The 21,203-nt window shown below is 44.7% G+C and carries 16 protein-coding genes; 10 read left to right on the top strand and 6 right to left on the bottom strand.

Going from position 1 to position 21,203, the window contains the following annotated elements; translation table 11 throughout:
- The first annotated feature begins 87 nt into the window (after window positions 1–87).
- From NQ544_RS12205 to NQ544_RS12180, 6 genes are all read left to right on the top strand, one after another.
- A complete protein-coding gene (locus tag NQ544_RS12205; RefSeq protein WP_040553801.1) occupies window positions 88–1,335 on the top strand; it encodes an ATP-binding protein in 1,248 nt (415 codons plus the stop codon).
- A gap of 737 nt (window positions 1,336–2,072) precedes the next feature.
- A complete protein-coding gene (locus NQ544_RS12200; RefSeq protein WP_006849250.1) occupies window positions 2,073–3,302 on the top strand; it encodes a nucleoside recognition domain-containing protein in 1,230 nt (409 codons plus the stop codon).
- Between the two features lie 97 nt (window positions 3,303–3,399).
- Window positions 3,400–4,863, top strand: coding sequence for an oligosaccharide flippase family protein (locus tag NQ544_RS12195; protein ID WP_006849251.1), 1,464 nt, complete (start codon window positions 3,400–3,402; stop codon window positions 4,861–4,863).
- Between the two features lie 738 nt (window positions 4,864–5,601).
- The gene (locus NQ544_RS12190) at window positions 5,602–6,141 is read left to right on the top strand and encodes a HEAT-like fold family protein (protein ID WP_006849253.1); all 540 of its coding nucleotides are present in this window, start codon (window positions 5,602–5,604) and stop codon (window positions 6,139–6,141) included.
- 227 nt (window positions 6,142–6,368) lie between these two features.
- Window positions 6,369–7,535 (top strand): Fic family protein, encoded by a 1,167-nt coding sequence (locus NQ544_RS12185; RefSeq protein WP_153134024.1) that lies wholly within the window; start codon window positions 6,369–6,371, stop codon window positions 7,533–7,535.
- 33 nt (window positions 7,536–7,568) lie between these two features.
- Entirely contained in the window at window positions 7,569–9,710 is a 2,142-nt protein-coding gene (locus NQ544_RS12180; RefSeq protein ID WP_006849256.1) for a S46 family peptidase, read from the top strand.
- Between the two features lie 155 nt (window positions 9,711–9,865).
- On the opposite strand, the gene NQ544_RS12175 is transcribed toward NQ544_RS12180, so the two are convergent.
- The 4 genes from NQ544_RS12175 to NQ544_RS12160 form a co-directional block, all read right to left on the bottom strand.
- Window positions 9,866–12,634, bottom strand: coding sequence for a DUF8487 domain-containing protein (locus NQ544_RS12175; protein WP_006849257.1), 2,769 nt, complete (start codon window positions 12,632–12,634; stop codon window positions 9,866–9,868).
- Window positions 12,635–12,648: 14 nt separating this feature from the next.
- Entirely contained in the window at window positions 12,649–13,821 is a 1,173-nt protein-coding gene (locus tag NQ544_RS12170; RefSeq protein WP_006849258.1) for an ATP-binding protein, read from the bottom strand.
- Between the two features lie 315 nt (window positions 13,822–14,136).
- On the bottom strand, window positions 14,137–14,736 hold the full coding sequence (locus tag NQ544_RS12165) for a hypothetical protein (protein WP_006849259.1): 600 nt from the start codon (window positions 14,734–14,736) through the stop codon (window positions 14,137–14,139).
- 29 nt (window positions 14,737–14,765) lie between these two features.
- On the bottom strand, window positions 14,766–15,875 hold the full coding sequence (locus tag NQ544_RS12160) for a transposase (protein WP_228023643.1): 1,110 nt from the start codon (window positions 15,873–15,875) through the stop codon (window positions 14,766–14,768).
- Window positions 15,876–16,020: 145 nt separating this feature from the next.
- On the opposite strand from NQ544_RS12160, the gene NQ544_RS12155 reads away from it, so the two are divergent.
- The 4 genes from NQ544_RS12155 to NQ544_RS12140 are packed head-to-tail and all read left to right on the top strand — an operon-like array spanning window position 16,021 to window position 17,485.
- Window positions 16,021–16,461: an ISAon1 family transposase N-terminal region protein gene (locus NQ544_RS12155; RefSeq protein ID WP_006848975.1), complete on the top strand. Its 441-nt coding sequence runs from the start codon at window positions 16,021–16,023 to the stop codon at window positions 16,459–16,461.
- The gene (locus NQ544_RS12150) at window positions 16,439–16,576 is read left to right on the top strand and encodes a hypothetical protein (RefSeq protein WP_260113658.1); all 138 of its coding nucleotides are present in this window, start codon (window positions 16,439–16,441) and stop codon (window positions 16,574–16,576) included. The genes NQ544_RS12155 and NQ544_RS12150 overlap by 23 nt, the downstream gene beginning before the upstream one ends.
- Complete coding sequence (locus tag NQ544_RS12145) at window positions 16,561–17,067, top strand: transposase (protein WP_260113657.1); 507 nt, start codon at window positions 16,561–16,563, stop codon at window positions 17,065–17,067. The genes NQ544_RS12150 and NQ544_RS12145 overlap by 16 nt, the downstream gene beginning before the upstream one ends.
- A complete protein-coding gene (locus NQ544_RS12140; RefSeq protein ID WP_260113656.1) occupies window positions 17,030–17,485 on the top strand; it encodes a transposase in 456 nt (151 codons plus the stop codon). Before NQ544_RS12145 ends, NQ544_RS12140 begins: the two co-directional genes overlap by 38 nt.
- 304 nt (window positions 17,486–17,789) lie before the next feature.
- On the opposite strand, the gene NQ544_RS12135 is transcribed toward NQ544_RS12140, so the two are convergent.
- Window positions 17,790–18,608 (bottom strand): hypothetical protein, encoded by an 819-nt coding sequence (locus tag NQ544_RS12135; protein ID WP_006848972.1) that lies wholly within the window; start codon window positions 18,606–18,608, stop codon window positions 17,790–17,792.
- Window positions 18,609–19,104: 496 nt separating this feature from the next.
- Window positions 19,105–21,078 carry a DEAD/DEAH box helicase gene (locus tag NQ544_RS12130; RefSeq protein WP_006848971.1) on the bottom strand — a complete coding sequence of 658 codons (1,974 nt, stop codon included), beginning with the start codon at window positions 21,076–21,078 and terminating at the stop codon, window positions 19,105–19,107.
- Window positions 21,079–21,203: the final 125 nt, after the last annotated feature.

Below are 21,203 nucleotides of genomic sequence, written 5' to 3'. Positions count from 1 at the left end.
GAAATCCGCAAAAATTCTACATAGAATTAATAAAAGTATTATTTTTGCAAAAGAAAAATGCGGAAATCCGCGAAAATCTTTCCTGTTATGATTGTAAATAGAGACAAATATCTACAAGAATTGGTTAGTTCACGCCATAATGGACTGGTAAAAATCATTACCGGTATGCGCCGTTGCGGAAAATCCTTTCTGCTGTTTCGTCTCTTCAAGCGTTTCCTTGAAGACGATGGAGTCATGCCCGACCACATCATAGAAATGGCATTCGATGACTATGCATTCAAGGAGTTTCGCAATCCTGACAAGTTTTATAAGTACGTAAAAGAGAAGATTAATGACGACCAACCTTATTACATTCTGCTTGATGAGGTACAGATGCTTGACGAGTTTGAAGATGTATTAAATGGATTATTGCATATTCCCAATGCTGATGTTTATGTGACGGGAAGCAATGCACGCTTCCTATCCAAGGATATAATAACCGAATTTCGTGGACGAGGATACCAAATACACGTTTCACCACTCAGCTTTGCTGAATTTATGACCGTATATGATGGCGACAAGCAGGATGGTTGGAACGAATATTTGCTTTATGGTGGTCTTCCGCCTGTTGTTTTACAAAAGACAGAAGAAGAAAAAGTGAGACTTCTGAACAGCCTCTTGACTGAGACTTACATGATAGATGTCATCAACAGAAACAAGATAAAGAACAATGCAGAACTCAACGATTTATTCAAGATTCTCGCATCGGGAATTGGCGGACTTACCAATCCGCAACGACTTGCCAATACTTTCCAATCTGTAAAGAATGTCTCTATAAGCTCTGCAACCATCAAGAAATACATCGAATATCTTGCAGATGCGTTCTTGCTTGAGCCATGCAATCGCTATGACGTAAAAGGCCGTAAGTATATCGGAACGCCATTGAAATATTATTTTTCTGACTTAGGCATTCGCAATGCACTTCTCGGCTTTCGCCAACAAGAGAAAACCCATCTGATGGAGAATGCCATCTATAATGAACTTCGCTACCGTGGATATAGTGTGGACATTGGCAACGTAAAAATCAACGGCGTGGACGAAAAAGGAACCAAAGTGAGAAGGATGCTTGAAGTTGACTTTGTTTGCAACCAAGGCTACAAACGCTGCTACATCCAGTCGGCTCTCAGTTTACCAGACAAGGAGAAGACGAAACAAGAACTTGCCTCTTTGCTACGTATAGACGATAGTTTTATGAAGTATGTGATAACAGGCGACCTCATCAAGAAATACCAAAACGATGACGGCATCGTATTTATGGACGTATTTGATTTCTTGTTGGATAAAGATTCTATATGAAAACTTAAATAAAAAAGGAGGGTGTGTCATAAGTTAATGATTCACCCTCTTTTTATTGGAATATTACTGATATGTTGTTGAAAAACATAGTATATGTTGTTGAGAAAGTTAGTATCTTCGGTCGCACAACAGCTGTTGTGCGCTTGCATAGCAGCTGATATGCGCATGCACAACAAGAGATGTGCATGCGGTGGTCAACTGTTATGCGCCAACTAATATCCAGCCTTATGACACACTCTCTTTTCTAAATAAAGGGATGTGAATTAACACATCCCGAGAGCACCTACCGTTGCTATGTTCATTGACAGTGCATGAAGTTTGCGAAGTTTCAATCCGTCAAGAACAAAGCGCTAAGTATGCGCCTTTTCCATTATGTCGTGATCCTTACTCAGAATCATCGGCAAATATACGAATAATGTTTGAAAGAACAAAAGTTGTTAGCAAAAAATCCTCATTGAGGGATAAAATTCATCAAAATCCTCCTTCTCTGAGAGATTTTTCTGTATTTAACCACGCTATGCGAAATTTTTATTGTACTTTTGCACCCGTGCTTGGAAAAGCAACAAATAAAACAGAAGAGTAAACGATATGGCAGAAAAGAATAGCATACCCCAATTCGTGAATAGCGAATCTATTATGGCGGATAGCAACTATGTGAAGTGGCTCTCCGATTTGAAAGAGCAATCCGCAAAGAATTCCATTAGCAATAACAACGATTAAGCAAACATAAACAGAATATGGTTTTAAATTACATTTGGATAGCATTTTTCGTGATTGCGTTCATCTTCGCACTCATCGAATTGGCAATGGGAGATACGACTATCTTCCAGAAGATTGTAGATTCCACCTTCGACTCATCCAAGAATGCCTTCGAGATTTCTCTCGGACTGACGGGCGTGCTCGCCCTCTGGCTTGGCATCATGAAGATTGGAGAGAAGGCGGGAGTAGTGAATGTGTTGGCCCGAGCGCTCAGCCCGGTCTTCACCCGTCTCTTCCCCGATATTCCGAAGAACCATCCGGTGATGGGAAGCATCTTCATGAATATCGCTTCGAATATGCTGGGACTCGATAACGCGGCAACACCTACAGGATTGAAGGCGATGCAGCAGATGCAGGAGCTCAATACGAAGAAGGATACGGCAACGAACCCGATGATTATGTTCCTGGTTCTGAATACCTCAGGACTCACCATCATCCCTACCACCATCCTTGCCTTCCGTGCCTCCTACGGAGCAGCCCAGCCTACGGATGTCTTCATCCCTATCCTGATGGCTACGCTCGTGGCTACGCTTGCCGGAATCATCATCACTTCGCTCTGGCAGCGCATCAACATCCTGCAGCCGGTATTGCTCGCTACTCTGTTGGGAATGTGCGCCTTCGTAGGCATCATCATCTGGGGATTCGGACAGATGGACAAGGATACGATGAACACGGTTACCACCCTGGCTTCTAACATGATTCTCCTGGGCATCATCCTCTGCTTTATCCTGGCTGGTTTCTGGAAGAAAGTGAATGTTTATGATGCATTTATCGAGGGAGCGAAGGAAGGTTTTACTACTGCGGTGAAGATTATCCCTTACCTCGTAGCTATCCTTGTGGGCATCGGCGTGTTCCGTGCTTCAGGAGCGATGGATATGGTGATTCAGGGCATTTCGTGGTCGGTAGAACAATGCGGCTTGAATGCCGATTTCGTAGGCGCCCTACCTACCGCCATCATGAAACCGCTGTCGGGAAGTGGTGCACGAGGCATGATGCTGGAGGCGATGAAGAACTATGGTCCTGATTCGTTTGTGGGCAGATTGAGTTGCATCTTCCAGGGTTCCACCGATACCACCTTCTATATATTGGCTGTATATTTCGGAAGCGTAAGCATCAGGAATACCCGCCACGCCGTGGCTTGCGGCTTGCTTGCCGATTTGGCAGGAGTCATCGCAGCAATCGCTATAGCTTATTTATTCTTCGGATAAGAGTCTCCCACAGATTTCACAGATTTACACAGATAATCTTTGAATGACGGCGCAAGCCCAATTTAACATTTAACACTTAACATTCAACATTAAGATAATGGCAAGTTTAAAATCACTCGCAAAGGATACCGCCATCTATGGCTTGAGCAGTATCATCGGCAGATTCCTGAACTACCTGCTTGTACCACTCTATACGGCTAAGATCAGCGCTGCAAGTGGTGGTTATGGTGTCATCACCAACATGTACGCCTATACGGCGTTACTCCTCGTTATCCTGACCTACGGAATGGAGACCACCTTCTTCCGTTTCGTCAACAAGGAGGGAGAAAACTCAGAAAAGGTTTATCACACGGTATTGAGCATGGTGGGCTTCACTTCCCTACTCTTCATCGCCCTAGTATTCCTCTTCATCACGCCTTTGAGCGATGCGATGGGCTACGCCGACCATCCGGCTTATGTATGGACCATGTTCGTAACCGTGGCCATTGATGCCTTCCAGTGCATCCCGTTCGCTTACCTCAGATACAGGAAGCGCCCATTGAAGTTTGCCGCCTTCAAGTTGCTCTTCATCGGTCTGAACATTGCGCTCAATCTGGTTTACTACGTCATCATGGATGGTCACGATGTGGGTTATGCTTTCTACATCAACCTGGTTTGTACCGCCTCCATCACCTTCTGTTTCTATAAGGAACTGAAGGAAGGATTCATGGGCGAGAAATGCTCCTGGAGCGAATGTAAGGTGCTCGTCAGGAAGATGATGGGCTACAGCTGGCCAATCCTCGTGCTCGGTATTGCCGGTATTCTGAACCAGACAGCCGATAAGATTCTTTTCCCTTACATCTATGAGAAGGGCGATGCGCATGCGCAGCTCGGAATCTACGGAGCAGCCAGCAAGATTGCGATGATCATGGCGATGATTACACAGGCTTTCCGCTATGCTTACGAGCCATTCGTATTCGGCAAGGCGAAGGATAAGGACAACCGACAGACTTACGCTTCGGCGATGAAGTATTTCGTCATCTTCACCCTGCTCGCTTTCCTGGTAGTAGTAGGTTATCTGGATGTATTGCGCCATATCATCGGTCGCGACTACTGGGATGGTTTGAAGGTAGTGCCTATCGTAATGGCTGCCGAAATCATGATGGGAGTTTACTTCAACCTCAGTTTTTGGTACAAGCTCATCGACAAGACCATCTGGGGAGCTTACTTCTCAGGCATCGGTTGTGCGGTATTGATTGCCATCAACGTTATCTTCGTACCAGTTTATGGTTACATTGCCTGTGCCTGGGCTGGTTTCGCTGGATATGGAACAGCCATGCTTCTCTCCTACTTCGTGGGTCAGAAGAAGTATCCAATCAACTATCCGGTGAAGGAGATTATGATTTATGTGGTTCTCGCCCTCATCCTCTTCGCAGGAATGACCGAGGCTAACAGATACTTCTCCAGTGGAATTGCCTGCCTCATCAACACGGTGCTCATCCTCATCTTCGCCGCTTATCTCGTGAAGAAGGATTTCCCATTGAAGAGTCTGCCGGTGGTGGGTAAATACTTTAGAAAGTAAGAGATTCCAATCAATGAGATTATATTCCAAGAAGTCCGTGGACAATGTGTAAGTCCACGGACTTCTTTTGTTTATATTATACAGAACCTTCGCATGCGGTTCAAGAATAGACAAAAGGACCCAATGTTCCTGGTCCCGAGCAATACTCAGGATATAATAGCAGCCAGCAAGGCGCCCTGTAAGAGCTAAAGCAAACGGCTGAGTGAACGAAACGAAACGACTGAGTATTTTGAAGGATACGGCTATGCAAGCTGAAGGATACGGCTCCGTTAACCGAAGGATACGGCTCCGCAAGCTGAAGAATACGACTCCGCAAGTGAAAGAAGACGTCTGATCATGTTCAAAGAGATAGAATATGGAGTTCAAGGAGACTGCTTCTGGAAAGTTGCCACTAGGCTCAGCAGCTTTGCTGAGCCTAGTCAGCAGGTCTGCTCACTGCAGTCAGCAGGTCTGCCGAGCCTAGTGACAACACCTTTTAATCGTACAACTATACCCCCTTTAGTTGTACGACTGTACACCTTTTAGTTGTACAACTACACACCCTTCAGTTGTACAACTATAAACCTTTAGACGTACAACTATGAATCCATCGATTGTTCAACTTGACTTTTTCTCCCATTTTATACATCAAAAACAAGAAATAGTCCGAGAATTCTCAAAAAAAGTAATCTTCCTTTTCGTTATTCCCTCATAAAAGTATATCTTTGCAACGATTATTCCCTCATAAAAATAAAGAGCATGAGAAAGATACTACAGGACAAGATCAATATGAACGATATCAACAAGATATGCATCATGATACAAGGTAAGGAGAACGACCACCGGAAGGAAGAGCTTTATCAGCTCACCTTCGATGAAAACGACCGTGTATCGTTCAATGCGCTTTGGGCTTTAACCCATTTCGATGAAGCCAACAACCTATGGCTCTTTCAGAAACATGACGAACTGATAAATAGGGTTCTCGTAGAGAAGAATGAGACCAAGCGCCGCCTGATGCTCCATCTCCTTCTCCATCAACCTTTCGAGGAAGAATCACTCCGTTCTGATTTCATCGATTTCTGCATCGCCAAGATTACCGCCTCTTCCCAGCCCTACTCCATCCGCAGCTACTGCATGAAACTCGCCTACGAGCAGATGAAGTACTATCCCGAACTCCTCGAAGAGTTAAGAATGGCTCTGGATATGCTGGAACAGGAGGTTCTATCACCAGGAATGTTATCGACAAAAAGGCAAATTATGAAGAAAATCAAGCGAAGCCTTGGAAAATTCGGGAAATAGTCGTAACTTTGCAAACGTAATATTCTAACAATATAATACATAAATGGATGGAGATACAACTGAACGATTATCACAAGAAAGTCAATGCCCAGAAGATGGCTTCCATGGCTTATTGGCGAGAGCATCCGCTTTCTCTGGAGGAGTGCTTAGCTCAATTCAAGCGCTTGCGGGAACAACGGCTTGCAAGGGAGTCCAAATTGCAAAGTTAAATATCAAGCATTACATCTATGAATAAAGATAATATCAACGAGTTCGCATCCTTCGATGAGTATCTCCGACAAGGAGAACCTTCGCAGAAGGAAAGCGCCGAGAACTGGAAGACGGCTATCGGATTGCAGGCTGTAGATGGACTGCAACCATCGGCGTATCTCATAGATGTGGCTAAGCGAAACATCGAAGGAGAAATCTCTCTGGATGAAACCAGAAAACTGATTGACTCTTACTATCAGAGCAAAACGGTCCGTACACCTAAGGATGAAGACGAGGAAGAGGCAGATAAGGTTTCAGCCAACATCGCGAAGATTCTCGCCAGCAAGACCTTTGCCTTCAATACCAACGGTTATGTCTCCCTGCATCGAAGAATTTTCCAGGGAGTATTCAAGCACGCAGGAGAAATCCGCCAATACGACATTTCCAAGAAAGAATGGGTGCTCGAAGGAGATTCCGTAAACTACCTGAATTGGGAAGATTTGCGAAGAGCATTGGATTGGGATATTGAGCAGGAGAAGAACTTCTCATATAAAGGTCTGACGGATGATGAGAAGATTGAGCATATTGCCAAATTCATTTCAGGCATCTGGCAAATCCACGCTTTCAGAGAGGGAAACACCCGAACCACGGCGATTTTCACCATCCAATATCTCCGTTCGTTAGGATATGAAGTGAACCATGAAATGTTTGCCAAACACTCCTGGTATTTCCGCAATGCCCTGGTTCGTGCCAACTATCGAAACATTCAGAAAGGCATTGATTACTCTCCTATCTACCTGGTTCGTTTCTTCAGAAACTTACTCCTAAAAGATAGCTGGGTTCTCAAAAACAGATACTTGCATATTCGGCCGACTGATGATTGGAAAGAGCAGCCAAGAATAGGTATCCCACAAGTACCCCGCAAGCTATCCTCAAGTACCCCACAAGTACCCCACAAGTTCAGTCAACATGTGGAGACTCTTATTCTATCCTTTAACGATGAATATATGACTTCTGCGGAAATTATGGGTGCAATCGGACTAAAGGACAGAAAAAGTTTTAGTGAACTATATTTAAACGCTGCCCTCTCAGAAAAAGCTATTGAAAGGAAATACCCAAACACCCCAAGACATCCACGCCAGCAATATCGGATGACAGAACAGGCAAAGACTTGGAAAGAATGGTATGAGAAAAAGAATAAATAACATCATAATAAAAATAGAAAACAAAAACAAGTAATGAAGAAAAAAGCAACGGTCCTTATCGCCTCTATCATGGCGTTCTGCGGAATCAATACCGCTCACGCTGACGAGGGAATGTGGACGATTTACAACTTGCCTAACGCTGTATATGAGATGATGCAGCGCGAAGGCTTCAGTATGACTTACGACCAGCTCTACAACGGCGAGAACGCCTTGAAGAATGCTGTGGTTAACTTCTCTGGCTATTGCTCAGGCGTAGTCGTTTCCCCAGACGGTCTGGTATTTACCAACCACCATTGCGGTTTCGAGGCTATCAGAAGCCACTCTACCGTGGAGCACGACTATATGCTCAACGGTTTCTTTGCAAAATCTTACGCAGAGGAATTGCCTAACGAGAATATGTTCGTCAGCTTTATGGTTGACCAGAAGGATGTAACCGATAAGGTGATGAGCCTCGGATACGAGAAACTCGACAACAAGAAGCGCGATGAACTCATCGATTCTCTGGAGAACGAGATGACCAAAGAGGCTAAGAAGAACGATTCTACCCTCCATATCACCGTTCAACCTTTCTACGAGGGCAACAAGTGGTACGCTACTACTTATCGCGACTTCACCGACCTGCGTCTGGTTTTCACCGTACCAAAGTCTATGGGTAAGTTTGGTGGCGATACAGACAACTGGATGTGGCCTCGCCAGACCTGCGACTTCTCTGTATTCCGCATCTATGCCGACCCTAAGACCAACGGTCCTGCTGCCTACAGCAAGGACAATGTGCCTTATCATCCTAAGCGTTGGGCTCAGGTTTCTCTCCAGGGTTACAAGGATGGCGACTACGCAATGACCATGGGTTACCCAGGCAGCACAGAGCGCTATCTTTCAAGCTACGGAATCCAGACCATGCGCGATGCAGAGAATGCGCCTCGTGCCCAGGTTCGTGGCGTAAAGCAGGAGGTGATGCAGAAGCACATGCGTGCCGACGAGGCTGTCCGCATCAAGTATGACAGCAAGTACGCCCAGAGCTCCAACTACTGGAAGAATGCCATCGGTATGAACAAGTGTATCGATTCTATCGGCATCGTGAATCTGAAGCGTGAGTACGAAACCCGTCTCCGTGCTTGGCAGGATACAGCCAAGGCAGCCAACGATCTTGCCCACAAGGTAGATTTCGATAAGCTCGCCAAGCTCTACAAGGAGAGCGCAGACGTGAAGTACGCCTGGACCAACTTCGCTGAATCTTTCACAAGAAGAAGCAATATCGAGTTCTCTACCCGTGCCATCAAGCTCCAGACCAACATGGAGGTAAAGGGTCCAGAGAAGAACAAGAAGAAGCAGTATCATGAGTTTGAAGATAACTCTGCAGAATGGGATATGGCGCTCGATAAGGAAGTGCTCGCTACCCTCTTGAAGAACTACAAGGAGCACGTAGACAGCAAGTGGTTGCCTAAGTTCTACAAGACCATCGACGCTGAGTTTAGCGGCGACTACGCCAAGTATGTGGATTATCTCTGGGAGAAGTCGCTCATCATGAAGAAGGGCGCCAAGCTCTATTTCAATAAGAAGGGATATGAGAAGGATCCAGGCGTAAGCTTCGGTATGGATTTGAACGATGTATTTGCAGATTTCGCAGCTCAGATGGGCAGCATCAACGATAGCATCGCCGAGCAGGAGAAGTATCTCTGTGCTGCCAAGCTCCGTATGGAGGAGGACATGCCTCACTACAGCGACGCCAACTTCACCATGCGATTGAGCTACGGTCAGGTAGGCGGTTTCGACCTCGGTGGTAAGCCATCTGGCTACTACACCACAGCCGAGAGCCTCGTTGAGAAGATGAAGAAGGGCGATAAGGTTATCGATTACTACGCTGAGCCTATCATGCACGAGCTTCTCTCTGAGAAGGATTTCGGCAAGTATCAGGATAAGACGACTGGCAAGATGCAGCTCTGCTTCCTCACCAACAACGATATTACCGGTGGTAACTCTGGTAGCCCTATGTTCAACGGCAAGGGTGAGTTGATTGGTCTTGCCTTCGATGGCAACTGGGACAGCCTCAGCTCTGACATCAACTTCGACAAGCGCCTGGCTCGCTGCATTGGTGTGGATATTCGCTACGTGCTCTACCTGATGGATAAGTGGGGACACGCAGACCGCCTCTTGAAGGAGATCAATGCGAAGTAAATCCTATCTCTGAATCAACAGAGATGATAGAATGGTTTATCCTGGGCTAAAGATTAGTCTCAGGATGATATAAAAAAAGAGCGGAAAATCAGCTGTTAACTGTTAACCTGTTAACTCCTGGCTTTCCGCTCTTGTTTTTTCGTATAGGTTCGCAACTAATATTGCGAGATATTATTCAGCTCCTTCAATGAAACCTGACTAGGCTTCTCGGCAAGTTTCTTCTTCAATTCATCCACCGTTATTTCTGCAGATGGATTGAAATCGGCAGAGCGCATGTAATCAAGTACACTCTGATAGAAAGCCTTGCCTTCCGGGTATTTGGCAGCCTTCTCCAAATCGCTCATGCAGACGAGGAACTTTCCGGCTCCCACCTTCCATTCCATCACCAAACCCAACTTATGATTCCGCTCGATATTATCGATCACCTGAACAATCGGGCGATAATCCTTGGCGAAGTTGTCAAGCACCAACGGATGCGATTCCTTGATTACCGGGAACCATTGCCAGTTGGTGTGCATCTCCGTTGGGAAGCCCTTGAATATCGGATGCTCTGGGTTCGTCAGAATGCCCAGAGTTCCTGGAGAAACCTTCTTCTTATTGTTCTCGCAGATGGTCTTGAACATGCGATAGTTCCAGTAATCAGTCTGGAAGAGTCCACCCACGGTATAAGGTGTGGCATTATCTGACTGCGAAACCGAATTATCTGACTGCAAAACCGAATTATCTGACTGCAAAGCCTTATCATCGGCAGCCACGAAATGACTGGAAGCCGTAGGCATCCAAAGCACCTTTCCGCCCTTTTCCAAGACTTTCACCACTTCCTGATTCAAATCCTTGGCTATGATAACGCCCTTCTTTTCCAAAGCCTTCTTCGGATAAACCCAAAGTTCGTAGGAGTTTCTCGCCTCTGTTCCTTCAATGTTTAATGTAAGAAGCAGCTTGGTAGGTTTCTGCACGTGAAAAACACCATTCAGTTCACCGACATCCACCAAACCTTCATCGTATGAAAAGATGTTCAATACTCCCTCATCCTCAGCCATCAAGTCACTCACATTCTTTCTCACTTCACCATCCTTGGTGCTGAAAGTTCCATCATCCATACAGAACAATCCGTTCTCGGCAGCCAGATGCCATTTCAGTTTCTTGCCCTTCAGCGAAGAACCGCCATAATTGGCTACCTTTACCTTAGCCTGAATCTTCTCGCCATCCTCGAAGCAGAACTTCTTCATTTCCAGCAGAGGAACCACAGGCGAACACCACTGACGCCATTCCTCGGGCGTAGTGATTCCCTTACTCTCCATAAACGCATCCAGGATGCCTACGAAAGCACTTCCCTGACCGGGATAATCTTGAATATCTAGCAGTTGGAAGCCCGCCATATTCCGGGTTCTCAAATCCATCTCTATATCGGCTTTATAGAGTTTCACGCTCCATAAGCCCGAAGCCTTGTGGAAATCATCTGCCTGCGAGAGCATTCCGGCAGCAGCCAGCCTGCGGCGGAATACTTCAAAGTTATAAGGATGAAGCACTCCGATGTATTTCTTTATTTCCCAATAGTCAGGATAGGTCTGAAACTGGCCTGTTTCGTGAGAGATGATTGGGATTCCTGCCTTATCGCAAGCCTCATCAAAATTCATCGTTGAATTAGGATGGAAATGATTGATCATTCCTCCATCGTAGGCATCGGCAAACGAGAAGGAACCACGGGTATGAGTATTGTATTTGCCCCATCCCTCGCCTCCGATGCGGCAAGTGGTGAAGTAATCCATTCCTTCTTTTATTCCCTGATAACCGAGATAGTAATTGCTTCCGAAGGTATAGTATTTATCTGGCGCAATCTTGCGGAAATCATCCACAAACTCCTTCATCTTGTCGATGTCGCCCCAGAGTTCATTACCCAGCGCCATCATTCTGAAAGAAGGATGATGACCGTATTCTCTGAGGATGTTCTCGCCTTCCTGATGCAGGAACGCCATCAGCCTTTCATCCTTCTTATCAAAAGCCCCCCAGAAAGGAAGTTCCGGCTGGAGATAGATTCCCAGGTTGTCCGCTGCCACGAAAGCCGCCTCCGGTGGGCACCAGGAATGAAAGCGCACATGGTTGATTCCATACTTCTTGCAGGTTCCGAGATACTTCATCCAGCCTTCCACGCTCATTTCCACATGTCCCGTCAGCGGCCATACAGCCGCATCGTGCTTGCCACGGAGGAATATCCTATGACCATTGGCGTAAAAGTGAGCGCCCTTGATATGAAAATCCTTGGCGAAATCAGGCATCTGAAGGGCGGAAGGAGAAGCTACAGAACGGCTAGGGATTGCTCCTGTTAGAGTTTCTGCAGATTTGCTCTCTACAGAGCTGGCTAGCTGGAGTTCTATCCTTCCGATAATTCCATTCCAGTTGGTCTGCGTATCTTCCGTATAAGCATGGCTGGAGCCGTAAACCTGATCAGGCACACCTCTTCCATTATCCACCACGATTTCCAGGAGATGCTTGCCCGGCTTCACCTTCTTTGGCAGAAGATAGCGCTGGGGAGTAGAGATGAAGTTACAGGAATCCACCAGTTCTCCATCCACATACACCCATGTCGGTCGGGTACGCTCCAGGAAGAGTTCTACCGGCTTCTTCTTCCAGTCCTTCGGGATATTGATGGTTCTGGAATATCTTGCAGCTCCTTTATAGGCATAGAGTCTCGTAAGATGCGTTGTTTCCATCGTATCTTTCGGAGCGAATCCCAGACGGTTCGTATCGATGGTACCGGGAAGAATGGCACGCTTCACCTCACCCTGCAAGACACGCTTACTCTTGGCAAAAGCACTACCGCTCTTTCCCAACTCCACATTCCATTCACCAGCGAGCGAAATGCTCTGTGCTTGCAAGCCCAGACTTACCAGTCCCAGACAAGCGATAAGAATAGATTTCTTCATTTACGTATAATTGTCTAATAGTTCATACCAAAAGTCCAAAGAGGAATAATATTGCCCATACCAGCCTCTATATCATCCTTCACAACATATCCCTCTTTAGCCTCAGAAATCTGCTTCTGACCTTTCTTTTTACCACCAATTTCAAATGTCTTGTCTTCTATCTGGAAATCAGAGATTGGAGAATTGAAGACAGCATGATTCACACGCATCTGATTAAAAAAGAAAGTCTCTCGTTGATTGCCAATATCAGGTACCGAAGAAGAGAGAGCAAAGGAGAGGTTGGTATTATCAAGATACACCTTTTCTACCTTGCCCAAACCACGCACACCTCCTGTGGACTCGTGAAGCTGGGCTATCAAACCTGCACGCTCCATCAGTTCGAAGTAATCGGGCAGATTATTGCGATCCACCTTGATAGTTGTAGCAATGGTACTCATGTTTGGCTTGAAAGGCACACTATCAGCTATTACCTGCATCAGTTCCTTCAATTTTCTGGACACCATCACCGTATAATTGGCATATTGTGGAATATCCGTCTCCAAAGTCATACTCACCACTTGATTCAGTCGCATCCTATAGCCCTCATCCTTAGAAAAAGGATAGTAGCCCTTGCGCAGATATTCATTAAACAATGCCAACGGATGCTCAATCTCCTCCGGCAAAACGACTTCATTATTTACGATTTGTTCCAATGTAGAAACAGGAATATCTAGGCCCTTTTCCATACCGATGTATTCGCGAAAAGACAAACCTTGCATCGTAAAGACCAGTACTCGTCGACTTAAATCTGCTGTACCTTTATAAATATCAAGCACAGAAGAACCGGTAAATATCACTTGCAGAGTTGGCAGATTATCGTATATCATTTTAAGTTCTGTAGCCCATCCCTTATATTTATGTATTTCATCGATAAAAAGATGCTTGCCTCCAAGTTGGCTAAACTTCATTGCTGTTTCAAAGAGAGTATGATTAGCGAAATAGATGGATTCCGCACTCACGTAGAGTGTGTCTTTCATCTGAAGATTCAATTTGATATACTGCAAAAGAAGTGTTGTCTTGCCGACTCCACGAGGTCCGACAAGAGCCGTCATCCGATTCGACCAAGGAATCTGATGATACATATATCGTAGGTATCGAGTATCGGTACGCTTGATAAGATTGTCTGAAAGTTGCTTCAATAATTCCATATTTCTTGCCTTATTTGATGTTTACGGCTGCAAATATACAAAAATTGCGGTAAAAATACCGCAATTTACCAAAGAAATTGCTGTATTTTTACCGCAAAACATGAATTTCTAATTATCTAAGCATACATTGCCATGTCTTAATGCACTCTATAATCACGCCACAAGTTGCAATGCAGACGAAGGTGTTGAGCCCTTTTTGTATCATAATATTTCATGACATCCTTGTTTTGGACAAAGTGCTTCATTGATCAGCTGTAAACTGCACCAATGATAAAACATAGCAATAGAGCCAAAAGTCCCACGCAATACTTACCTTTACAGCTCATCGTTAGATGCTTTCTTTCCTTTTTTTGTCCAATAGACCAAACTCGTTCCTATCATAATTTTCCTTCCAATAGTTTCATACCTAAAACAAGAAAGTGTAGCACAAACCCTATTTCTACCCAAATAATAAGTCCGTGCATAAACTGTAGTGTCGGTTGTTATAATAGTTGATGGAGAATACTTTGCCTCTACAGCAGCCTTTATATTATTATAAATGCCTAAGGAAGAGGCTTTATCAATACTACTATTCATAAAACAAACACTGTTAAGAACATCACCATGTCTTTCAATATTCAACATTTCCCAAGTTAAACCACCAAATGTAAAATATCGACTTTGCTGTGCTCTGAAGCATAAATTCTCTTCAGAACTATATTGCCTTTGATAATAAAAGCCTTGATTTTCTAGTGTTTTCACTATGACAGCAAGTGGAATTGTATTGCCCAAAACTAGCCCATAGAAGGTATCCTGCACTTTTTCATTCCATACAGTATCTAATTGTTCTTTACTAGAAGTCGTTTTATTACAGTTACAAGAATTAAAAGCAATTCCTACCAATAGACAAATCAAAATAAACACTTTATTTTTCATCAATAGTTCGTTAATAATTCAATAATGTGCTAAGCAGCTATACGCTGTAAGCACGAGAGATCTTTGAAAATCTTGCTAATTAAAGTTCGGTTCGGGGTGTACCCACTTGCTTTAAAAATTCGTTTCACCAGATAAATATTGGTCATTAGTGACTTGAATGAAGACATAGAATATTCCATTCCCATCTCCTTCATAGTTACCTTGGCAACATTTAGTGATGTGAACGAAGCATTGAAAGCAAAATCGAGTTTCCACTTATCGCGAGCCTGGCAGTCCATAAGACCAGTATAGCCTTTGGCGTCACGAAAGCAAAATTCGATATGGAACCTGGTTCTATAATAAAGAAGTACCTCTTCACCCGAAAGTGAGGGGTCTGTAGAGAAGAATAGTTTCTTCTTGCCATTCGGCATCTGCCAGATGACAAGTCTAACTTTACACCTGAGTGCCTTGGAATAGGCTATCAAAGTATAAGCTGTTCCTTCTATATCTTTCATCTCCATCTTCTCCATTCGAGTGAGGTCAAGATTCTTCATATCAATCTTGCCATCCTTGGTCTTGGGGCGACCACGTTTTCCAGTACGTGGACCAGCATAGACATAAAAGAGACAAGCATTGTCACGAAAGCGGCTTATCAAAGAGAACCCTTCTTTCTTTATCCCATTAACAAATGTACTTGTAGAGAAGTAAGCATCTGCAACTATGAGGGTTGAGAGTTTGAGAAGTTCCTTGCGGTAACGCTTAATGACGCTGATATAGAAATCTACCATAGTCTTGTTTCTAAGACTCAGTTCTTTATTACTTAGCGACTGGTGTGCTTTTAACATCATGCAGTCTTTGGCATCAATATCAATGAGGCCAATACCCATGATTTCGAGACCATGTTTAACAGACTGTGCACATCCCGACCAAAAACGACCGATATGTGGAGTCTTCTTGCCAGCTTTGCTGATGTAGCTGGGATCAATGGCAATAGCCCATCTTCCCTGTTTACCAAAGAAGCGCTTGGCAAGTGAGACATTAAGTTTGAGCCAGTCAATGCTTTTCGACTTTTTTAAGCCGAATGCGTTGCGATAGGTTTGCTCAACATGCGAGCCATACCTCCCCATTTGGGTGAAATTTATCTTTCTTGGTATTACCATGAACAAAATTATCACCTCGATGAGTATTTTCTCGAAACTTTTTGGCTCAGGTGCGGAAGTCCGTGGATAGCCCAGCAGACATGTAAACCAAAAGATTATCATCGCACGGTACATGTTTTCCAATAAAAAGTAGTACCTTTGCATCATGGCAAAGAAGACTACCCAATTTGACTACGAGATACTCGTACGCTACATGCTTCCAAAAGGGATGCTTGACACCTTTGAAGTTACCAATGTCGATGAAGAGTGCACTGGTCTATACGATGAGACGAATACGGAAATCCGCATTCTTCATATCTATCTTGACGAACGTGACCTGCGCGATGATATGTGGCATGATTTGAAGCCGAATGGCTTTACTGAGCCCCGGGTGTTCAATGACTTCCCTGTGCGTGAGCACAAGGTTGCCCTTCATGTGCGCCGTCGCAGATGGCTTACGGAGGATGGGAAGAACCAACTGTTAGATACTCCTGCACTTATTGCAGACGGCACCAGCTACTCAATTGAGTTCGCTGCTTTTTTAAAAGAAATGGTTGGATACCTACCCAGTGACGGCCCAATGCGTGGCGCGATTCTTCCGGACTGACGGTAAGTACCTGAACCGTGTCTACAAGGAGCACCTGAGTGACTTTGAAGACTGGGACCGGAAGGATCATGCCGCAGAGTGGGTGCTCTTCGCCCGAATATGGGCACGCACCTAAGCATAGATGAGAGTATGCTGCACAATGACCTCTTTACATTCCTCTCCAACAAGGAAGGCCATGGTAAGCGTGGTACGCTCATCGCAGCTGTCAAGGGGACTACCATTGCAGAAGTGGCAATGCGACTCATGGCTATACCGGAAGAGAAACGTCTTGCAGTGAAGGAAGTCACGATGGATTTCTCCGACAGCATGATGGGCATCATCAAGCAGGTATTCCCCAATGCGGAGATTGTCATAGACTGCTTTCATATCATGCAGCTTGCAGGCAAAGGTCTTGAGGAGATGCGCATGAAACTCAAGCGTGCTGCCGTCACGGAGAGGAATATGCAGGAAAGCAAGTTCAAGAAACTTGTGCAGGCAAGACGCAAGGCGAGGGCATACTATGCGAAGAACCACAAACCAAAGAAGAGCAAGAACGGCAAAACCCTTGGAAGGCCGCGAAAGCGCAAGAATGAGAAGTTTCAGCGAGGAGATACTTGCCAATGGTGAGACTAAGGTGGAACTGTTGACTCATGTACGCTACCCTCTGCTCAAGAGCGGCAATGACTGGACGGACTGGCAGAAGAAAGGCATGAAGATTCTCTTCGAACTGGATAACCGAATCAAGACCGGCTATGGTTTGGTCTGCGCATTGAGAAACATCTTCAAGAAGAAGCAGAGCCGCAAGAAGGCCAAGAAGGCATTACATGCGTGGTACAAGAATATAGGCAGAAGCCACATCAGAGAGCTAATCGCAGTACGTGACACTATAAAGGAGAAGGAGGAGTATGTATTGAATTACTTCAACAATCGTTCAACCAATGCTTCTGCAGAATCTCTCAACTCAAAGATGAAGGGATTTCGGGCGCAGGTGAGAGGAGTAGCAGACTTGACTTTCTTCATGTACCGTATGATGATCTTCGGTTAACATGCCTGCTGGGCTATCCACGGACTTCCGCACCTGAGCCAACTTTTTGTTAACTTTGCAACCGAATCTTCAACTGCATCTTTAAAGATATCCATATATTGGTCAAGTCCTGTATTCATATAATTTTGCGTTTGTCGTGATTTGCAAAGTTACTGAAAATCAGCGACTTGACCAACTTTTTATAGTTAAGTTTTTATAAGCATTTCTTAATATAAGTTATTGATTTACAGACGATTAAATATTAATTTAACGCAGTATTGTTTCATAATCGTAATATTTAATAACAATAGACATTTTACAATCCCTACTTAATCCTAATATTCTGAAACTTCCAATTGCTATCTACAGATTCTATAATTGAAAACGTTCTGACATTTGAAGGTAAAGCAGGAAAAATTAACGCAAACACTAACTCCTCTTCTTGGAAATGGAATTCCGTTTTCAATGGCGCAACTGCAATGTTTATCGCATCACACATTTTCAGTTTTTGTTTTCTATCCGGAATATAAATATATGTACAAGGATCAATACTTACCCAACCTACATAACCATTATCGATTCTATTATTAACTTTACATTCTATGCGAGTTTCCTGAGGAGATAAGGCAATTTTGGTTATTTGTACATTGCATAAAGTTTCATATGTCGGATTTTGTATAACTCTTGAATATTTTGCATAAGTCATGTTGTCAAATGGATGAGTATAACTATATATACGTAATTGCTCTCTACGTATATAGTCGTTTTGTTCTTCTATATCTTTCTTTGCTACGTCTGACATTGCTACTATCACTGTTCTGAACTCGTATTCAGCAGTTTCTGTTGCTCTAGAATAATCGCCATACTCCGCATTGTCATCTATACGTTTTAGACTTTCATCCTTCATTTTTTTCAATTTTCCTAAAGCATCGGAAGAAAGTTCATTTTTTGTAATCAATTCACTATAATATTTCTCTATGCCACTTCTATAAGACATTGCAACATCAGCTTGTTCATCGATACCATTCAATGCTTGTCCAAAAGCATCAAGATTACTTCTAACTGGAGTTCGTTTTTGAACATATTGAGCTGAACTTAGTTGGACAACGCAACAAAAACAGAAAAATAAGAATACTATTTTCATAATTCACACACTTATAGGTTTACAGTCCTTAAACCTCTAATTAAACGTGAAGCGTGGTACTGACTATGCCACGTTCTGAATTGGAGGTCCTAGGAAAACCTTAACGCACGAATGTGTAATAGCAGCCCACGCTATGCGTGAGAACCACTATGCCACCCTTGTGCGTTTGAGAAATTTCCTAGGTTTCCAATTCACAAGATAAGCATAACGCTTCTTATTAATTTCTAACATGTCTGGAGATGATTTTCACCAAATCCGCCTCAAAGATACAAAAGATATTTGAAAACACAATAACTTTTGTAGAAAAGTTTAGAATTTCATGAAAAAAACTTGGAATGTTAGCTAAAATGTGTACTATCACTGAGTGCACCAACTGGCTATATCGTCTACATGTGTGGTATTAGGCATACATTATAAAATAGCAAAAGCCTGCATCAAACTGGGAGAATTATCCCATTTGATGCAGACTTTCATCTTATTAAAATCGCTGCCTAAACTACTTCTTTTTAGGTCTGCGACGAGCCCAACCTTCTTCCTCGAAGTTTGGCTCCTCACCCTTGAGCTTCACGTTGTCGTTGTTCTGGAAGAACTGGCGCCAATCGCCTGTATCCTCCTGAGAGCGAGACTTTCTGCCGCCACGAGATTCACCACGGCTTCCACGTCCTCCCTTTCCACGAGCATCACGAGAGTCTCTTGCATCATCAGAAGAACCTCTGCGACCACGACCTTCCGAGCTGCGTCCGCCTCTTTCTGAACCACGGCCGCCTCTGCCCTCAGAACTGCGTCCGCCACGGGCTGCTCTGCCATGACCTTCCTCATCAGCATCGTTACATCTCACGGTTCTGCCCTTATACTCAGTACCGTTCAAAGCCTTCATCACGCGCTTCGCATCCTCCTCAGGCACCTCGATGTAGGCAAACTTACTCAGCAGGTCGATGTGACCCACCTCCTGACGACCCTTCACGTGCTTGTTCAGATACTGCATGATTTCGCCCGGATAGAAACCATCCGCCTTACCCAGGTTGATGAACAGTCTCTTGAAACCAGCCTCAGTCTCATGCTTCCTGCGACCATTAGAAACCTTGCCACGGCCCTCGCCACGGCTTCCACGACCTTCGCCACCACGGGAGCCTTTGCCTGTTTCAGGCTTGATAATCTCAGGAGCGTTCTTGTAGTAATCGAGGAACTTACCGAAGGTGATGGTTACCATCTTCTTGATGATGTCCTCCTTATCGATGTACTCAAACTGGCGGTTGATTTCTGCCATGTATGGTTCAATCTGATCCTCGTCCACATCGGTCTTCATGATGTCGTCCATCGTCTTGAAGAGCTGCTTCTTGCAGATTTCCTCTGGGGTAGGCAATACGCCGTCCACGAACTCCTTACCAATCTGCTTCTCAATCTGGCGAACCTTGAACTTCTCTCTGGTATGGATGATAGAGATGGATGTTCCCTTCTTTCCGGCACGACCGGTACGACCGCTTCGGTGGGTGTAGCTTGCCACATCATCAGGCAAACCATAGTTGATAACGTGAGTCAGATCATCTACGTCCAGACCACGGGCAGCCACATCGGTAGCCACCAGGAACTGAACGGTATGGTTGCGGAACTTCTGCATGGTGAGGTCACGCTGCTGCTGACTCAAGTCGCCGTGCAGCGCCTCTGCATTATAACCATCCTTAATCAGCTTATCTGCAATATCCTGAGTCTCCAGCTTGGTGCGGCAGAAGATAATCGCAAAGATGCGTGGATAGAAATCCACCACGCGCTTCAGGGCGAGATACTTGTCCTTGGCATTTACCAGATAGTAGATATGGTTTACATGCTCAGCACCCTCGTTGCGCGAACCCACTACGATTTCCTTGTGGTCGTGCAGGTAGTTGAGGGCGATCTTCTCGATGTCCTTGCTCATGGTAGCCGAGAAGAGCAGAGTGTTTCTATCTTCCGGAACGTTCTCGAAGATGGCATTGATGCTCTCAGAGAAGCCCATGTTCAGCATCTCGTCAGCCTCATCAAGCACCACGTTGTTTACGTTCTCCAACTGAGCCACGCCACGATTAATCAAATCGAGCAGACGACCAGGGGTAGCCACGATAATCTGCACACCATGCTTCAGGGTGCGAATCTGGCTTCCGATGTCGGTACCGCCATAAACTGCGGCAATATGCAAACCGTCAATGTACTTGGCAAAGCTGTTCAAATCGTCTGCTATCTGGAGGCAGAGCTCACGTGTAGGACTGAGGATGACAGCCTGTGTCTGCTTGCTGCTGGCATCAGTTTTCTGGATTACCGGAATACCGTAAGATGCAGTCTTACCCGTACCGGTCTGCGCCAACGCAATCACGTCGTTCTTATTACCAAGCAAATATGGGATAACTTCTTCCTGAACTGGCATTGGATTCTCAAATCCAAGCTCTTCAATAGCACGGCGAATCTCCTCGCTCACGCCTAATTCTTCAAATGTCTTCAAATCTTTTTAACCTTAATTCATTATAATCTAAATGGAAGGCCGAATTCACCCTCCCAGCCATGAATTAGGGTGCAAAATCCTTCCGAAACGCTTGCGGCAATCCCACGCATTTATTAAGATTGCCT

The sequence above is a fragment of the Segatella copri DSM 18205 genome, from assembly GCF_025151535.1.
Lineage (GTDB): Bacteria > Bacteroidota > Bacteroidia > Bacteroidales > Bacteroidaceae > Prevotella > Prevotella copri.
Note: the sequence above shows the minus strand (reverse complement) of the source record. Positions and strands in the feature narration are given on the sequence as shown.

Bases quoted from the DNA above. Each gene is read 5' to 3' on its own strand.
- NQ544_RS12205 (WP_040553801.1), top strand. From the start codon at position 88: ATGATTGTAAATAGAGACAAATATCTACAAGAATTGGTTAGTTCACGC.
- NQ544_RS12200 (WP_006849250.1), top strand. From the start codon at position 2,073: ATGGTTTTAAATTACATTTGGATAGCATTTTTCGTGATTGCGTTCATC.
- NQ544_RS12195 (WP_006849251.1), top strand. From the start codon at position 3,400: ATGGCAAGTTTAAAATCACTCGCAAAGGATACCGCCATCTATGGCTTG.
- NQ544_RS12190 (WP_006849253.1), top strand. From the start codon at position 5,602: ATGAGAAAGATACTACAGGACAAGATCAATATGAACGATATCAACAAG.
- NQ544_RS12185 (WP_153134024.1), top strand. From the start codon at position 6,369: ATGAATAAAGATAATATCAACGAGTTCGCATCCTTCGATGAGTATCTC.
- NQ544_RS12180 (WP_006849256.1), top strand. From the start codon at position 7,569: ATGAAGAAAAAAGCAACGGTCCTTATCGCCTCTATCATGGCGTTCTGC.
- NQ544_RS12175 (WP_006849257.1), bottom strand. From the start codon at position 12,634: ATGAAGAAATCTATTCTTATCGCTTGTCTGGGACTGGTAAGTCTGGGC.
- NQ544_RS12170 (WP_006849258.1), bottom strand. From the start codon at position 13,821: ATGGAATTATTGAAGCAACTTTCAGACAATCTTATCAAGCGTACCGAT.
- NQ544_RS12165 (WP_006849259.1), bottom strand. From the start codon at position 14,736: ATGAAAAATAAAGTGTTTATTTTGATTTGTCTATTGGTAGGAATTGCT.
- NQ544_RS12160 (WP_228023643.1), bottom strand. From the start codon at position 15,875: ATGGTAATACCAAGAAAGATAAATTTCACCCAAATGGGGAGGTATGGC.
- NQ544_RS12155 (WP_006848975.1), top strand. From the start codon at position 16,021: ATGGCAAAGAAGACTACCCAATTTGACTACGAGATACTCGTACGCTAC.
- NQ544_RS12145 (WP_260113657.1), top strand. From the start codon at position 16,561: ATGGGCACGCACCTAAGCATAGATGAGAGTATGCTGCACAATGACCTC.
- NQ544_RS12140 (WP_260113656.1), top strand. From the start codon at position 17,030: ATGAGAAGTTTCAGCGAGGAGATACTTGCCAATGGTGAGACTAAGGTG.
- NQ544_RS12135 (WP_006848972.1), bottom strand. From the start codon at position 18,608: ATGAAAATAGTATTCTTATTTTTCTGTTTTTGTTGCGTTGTCCAACTA.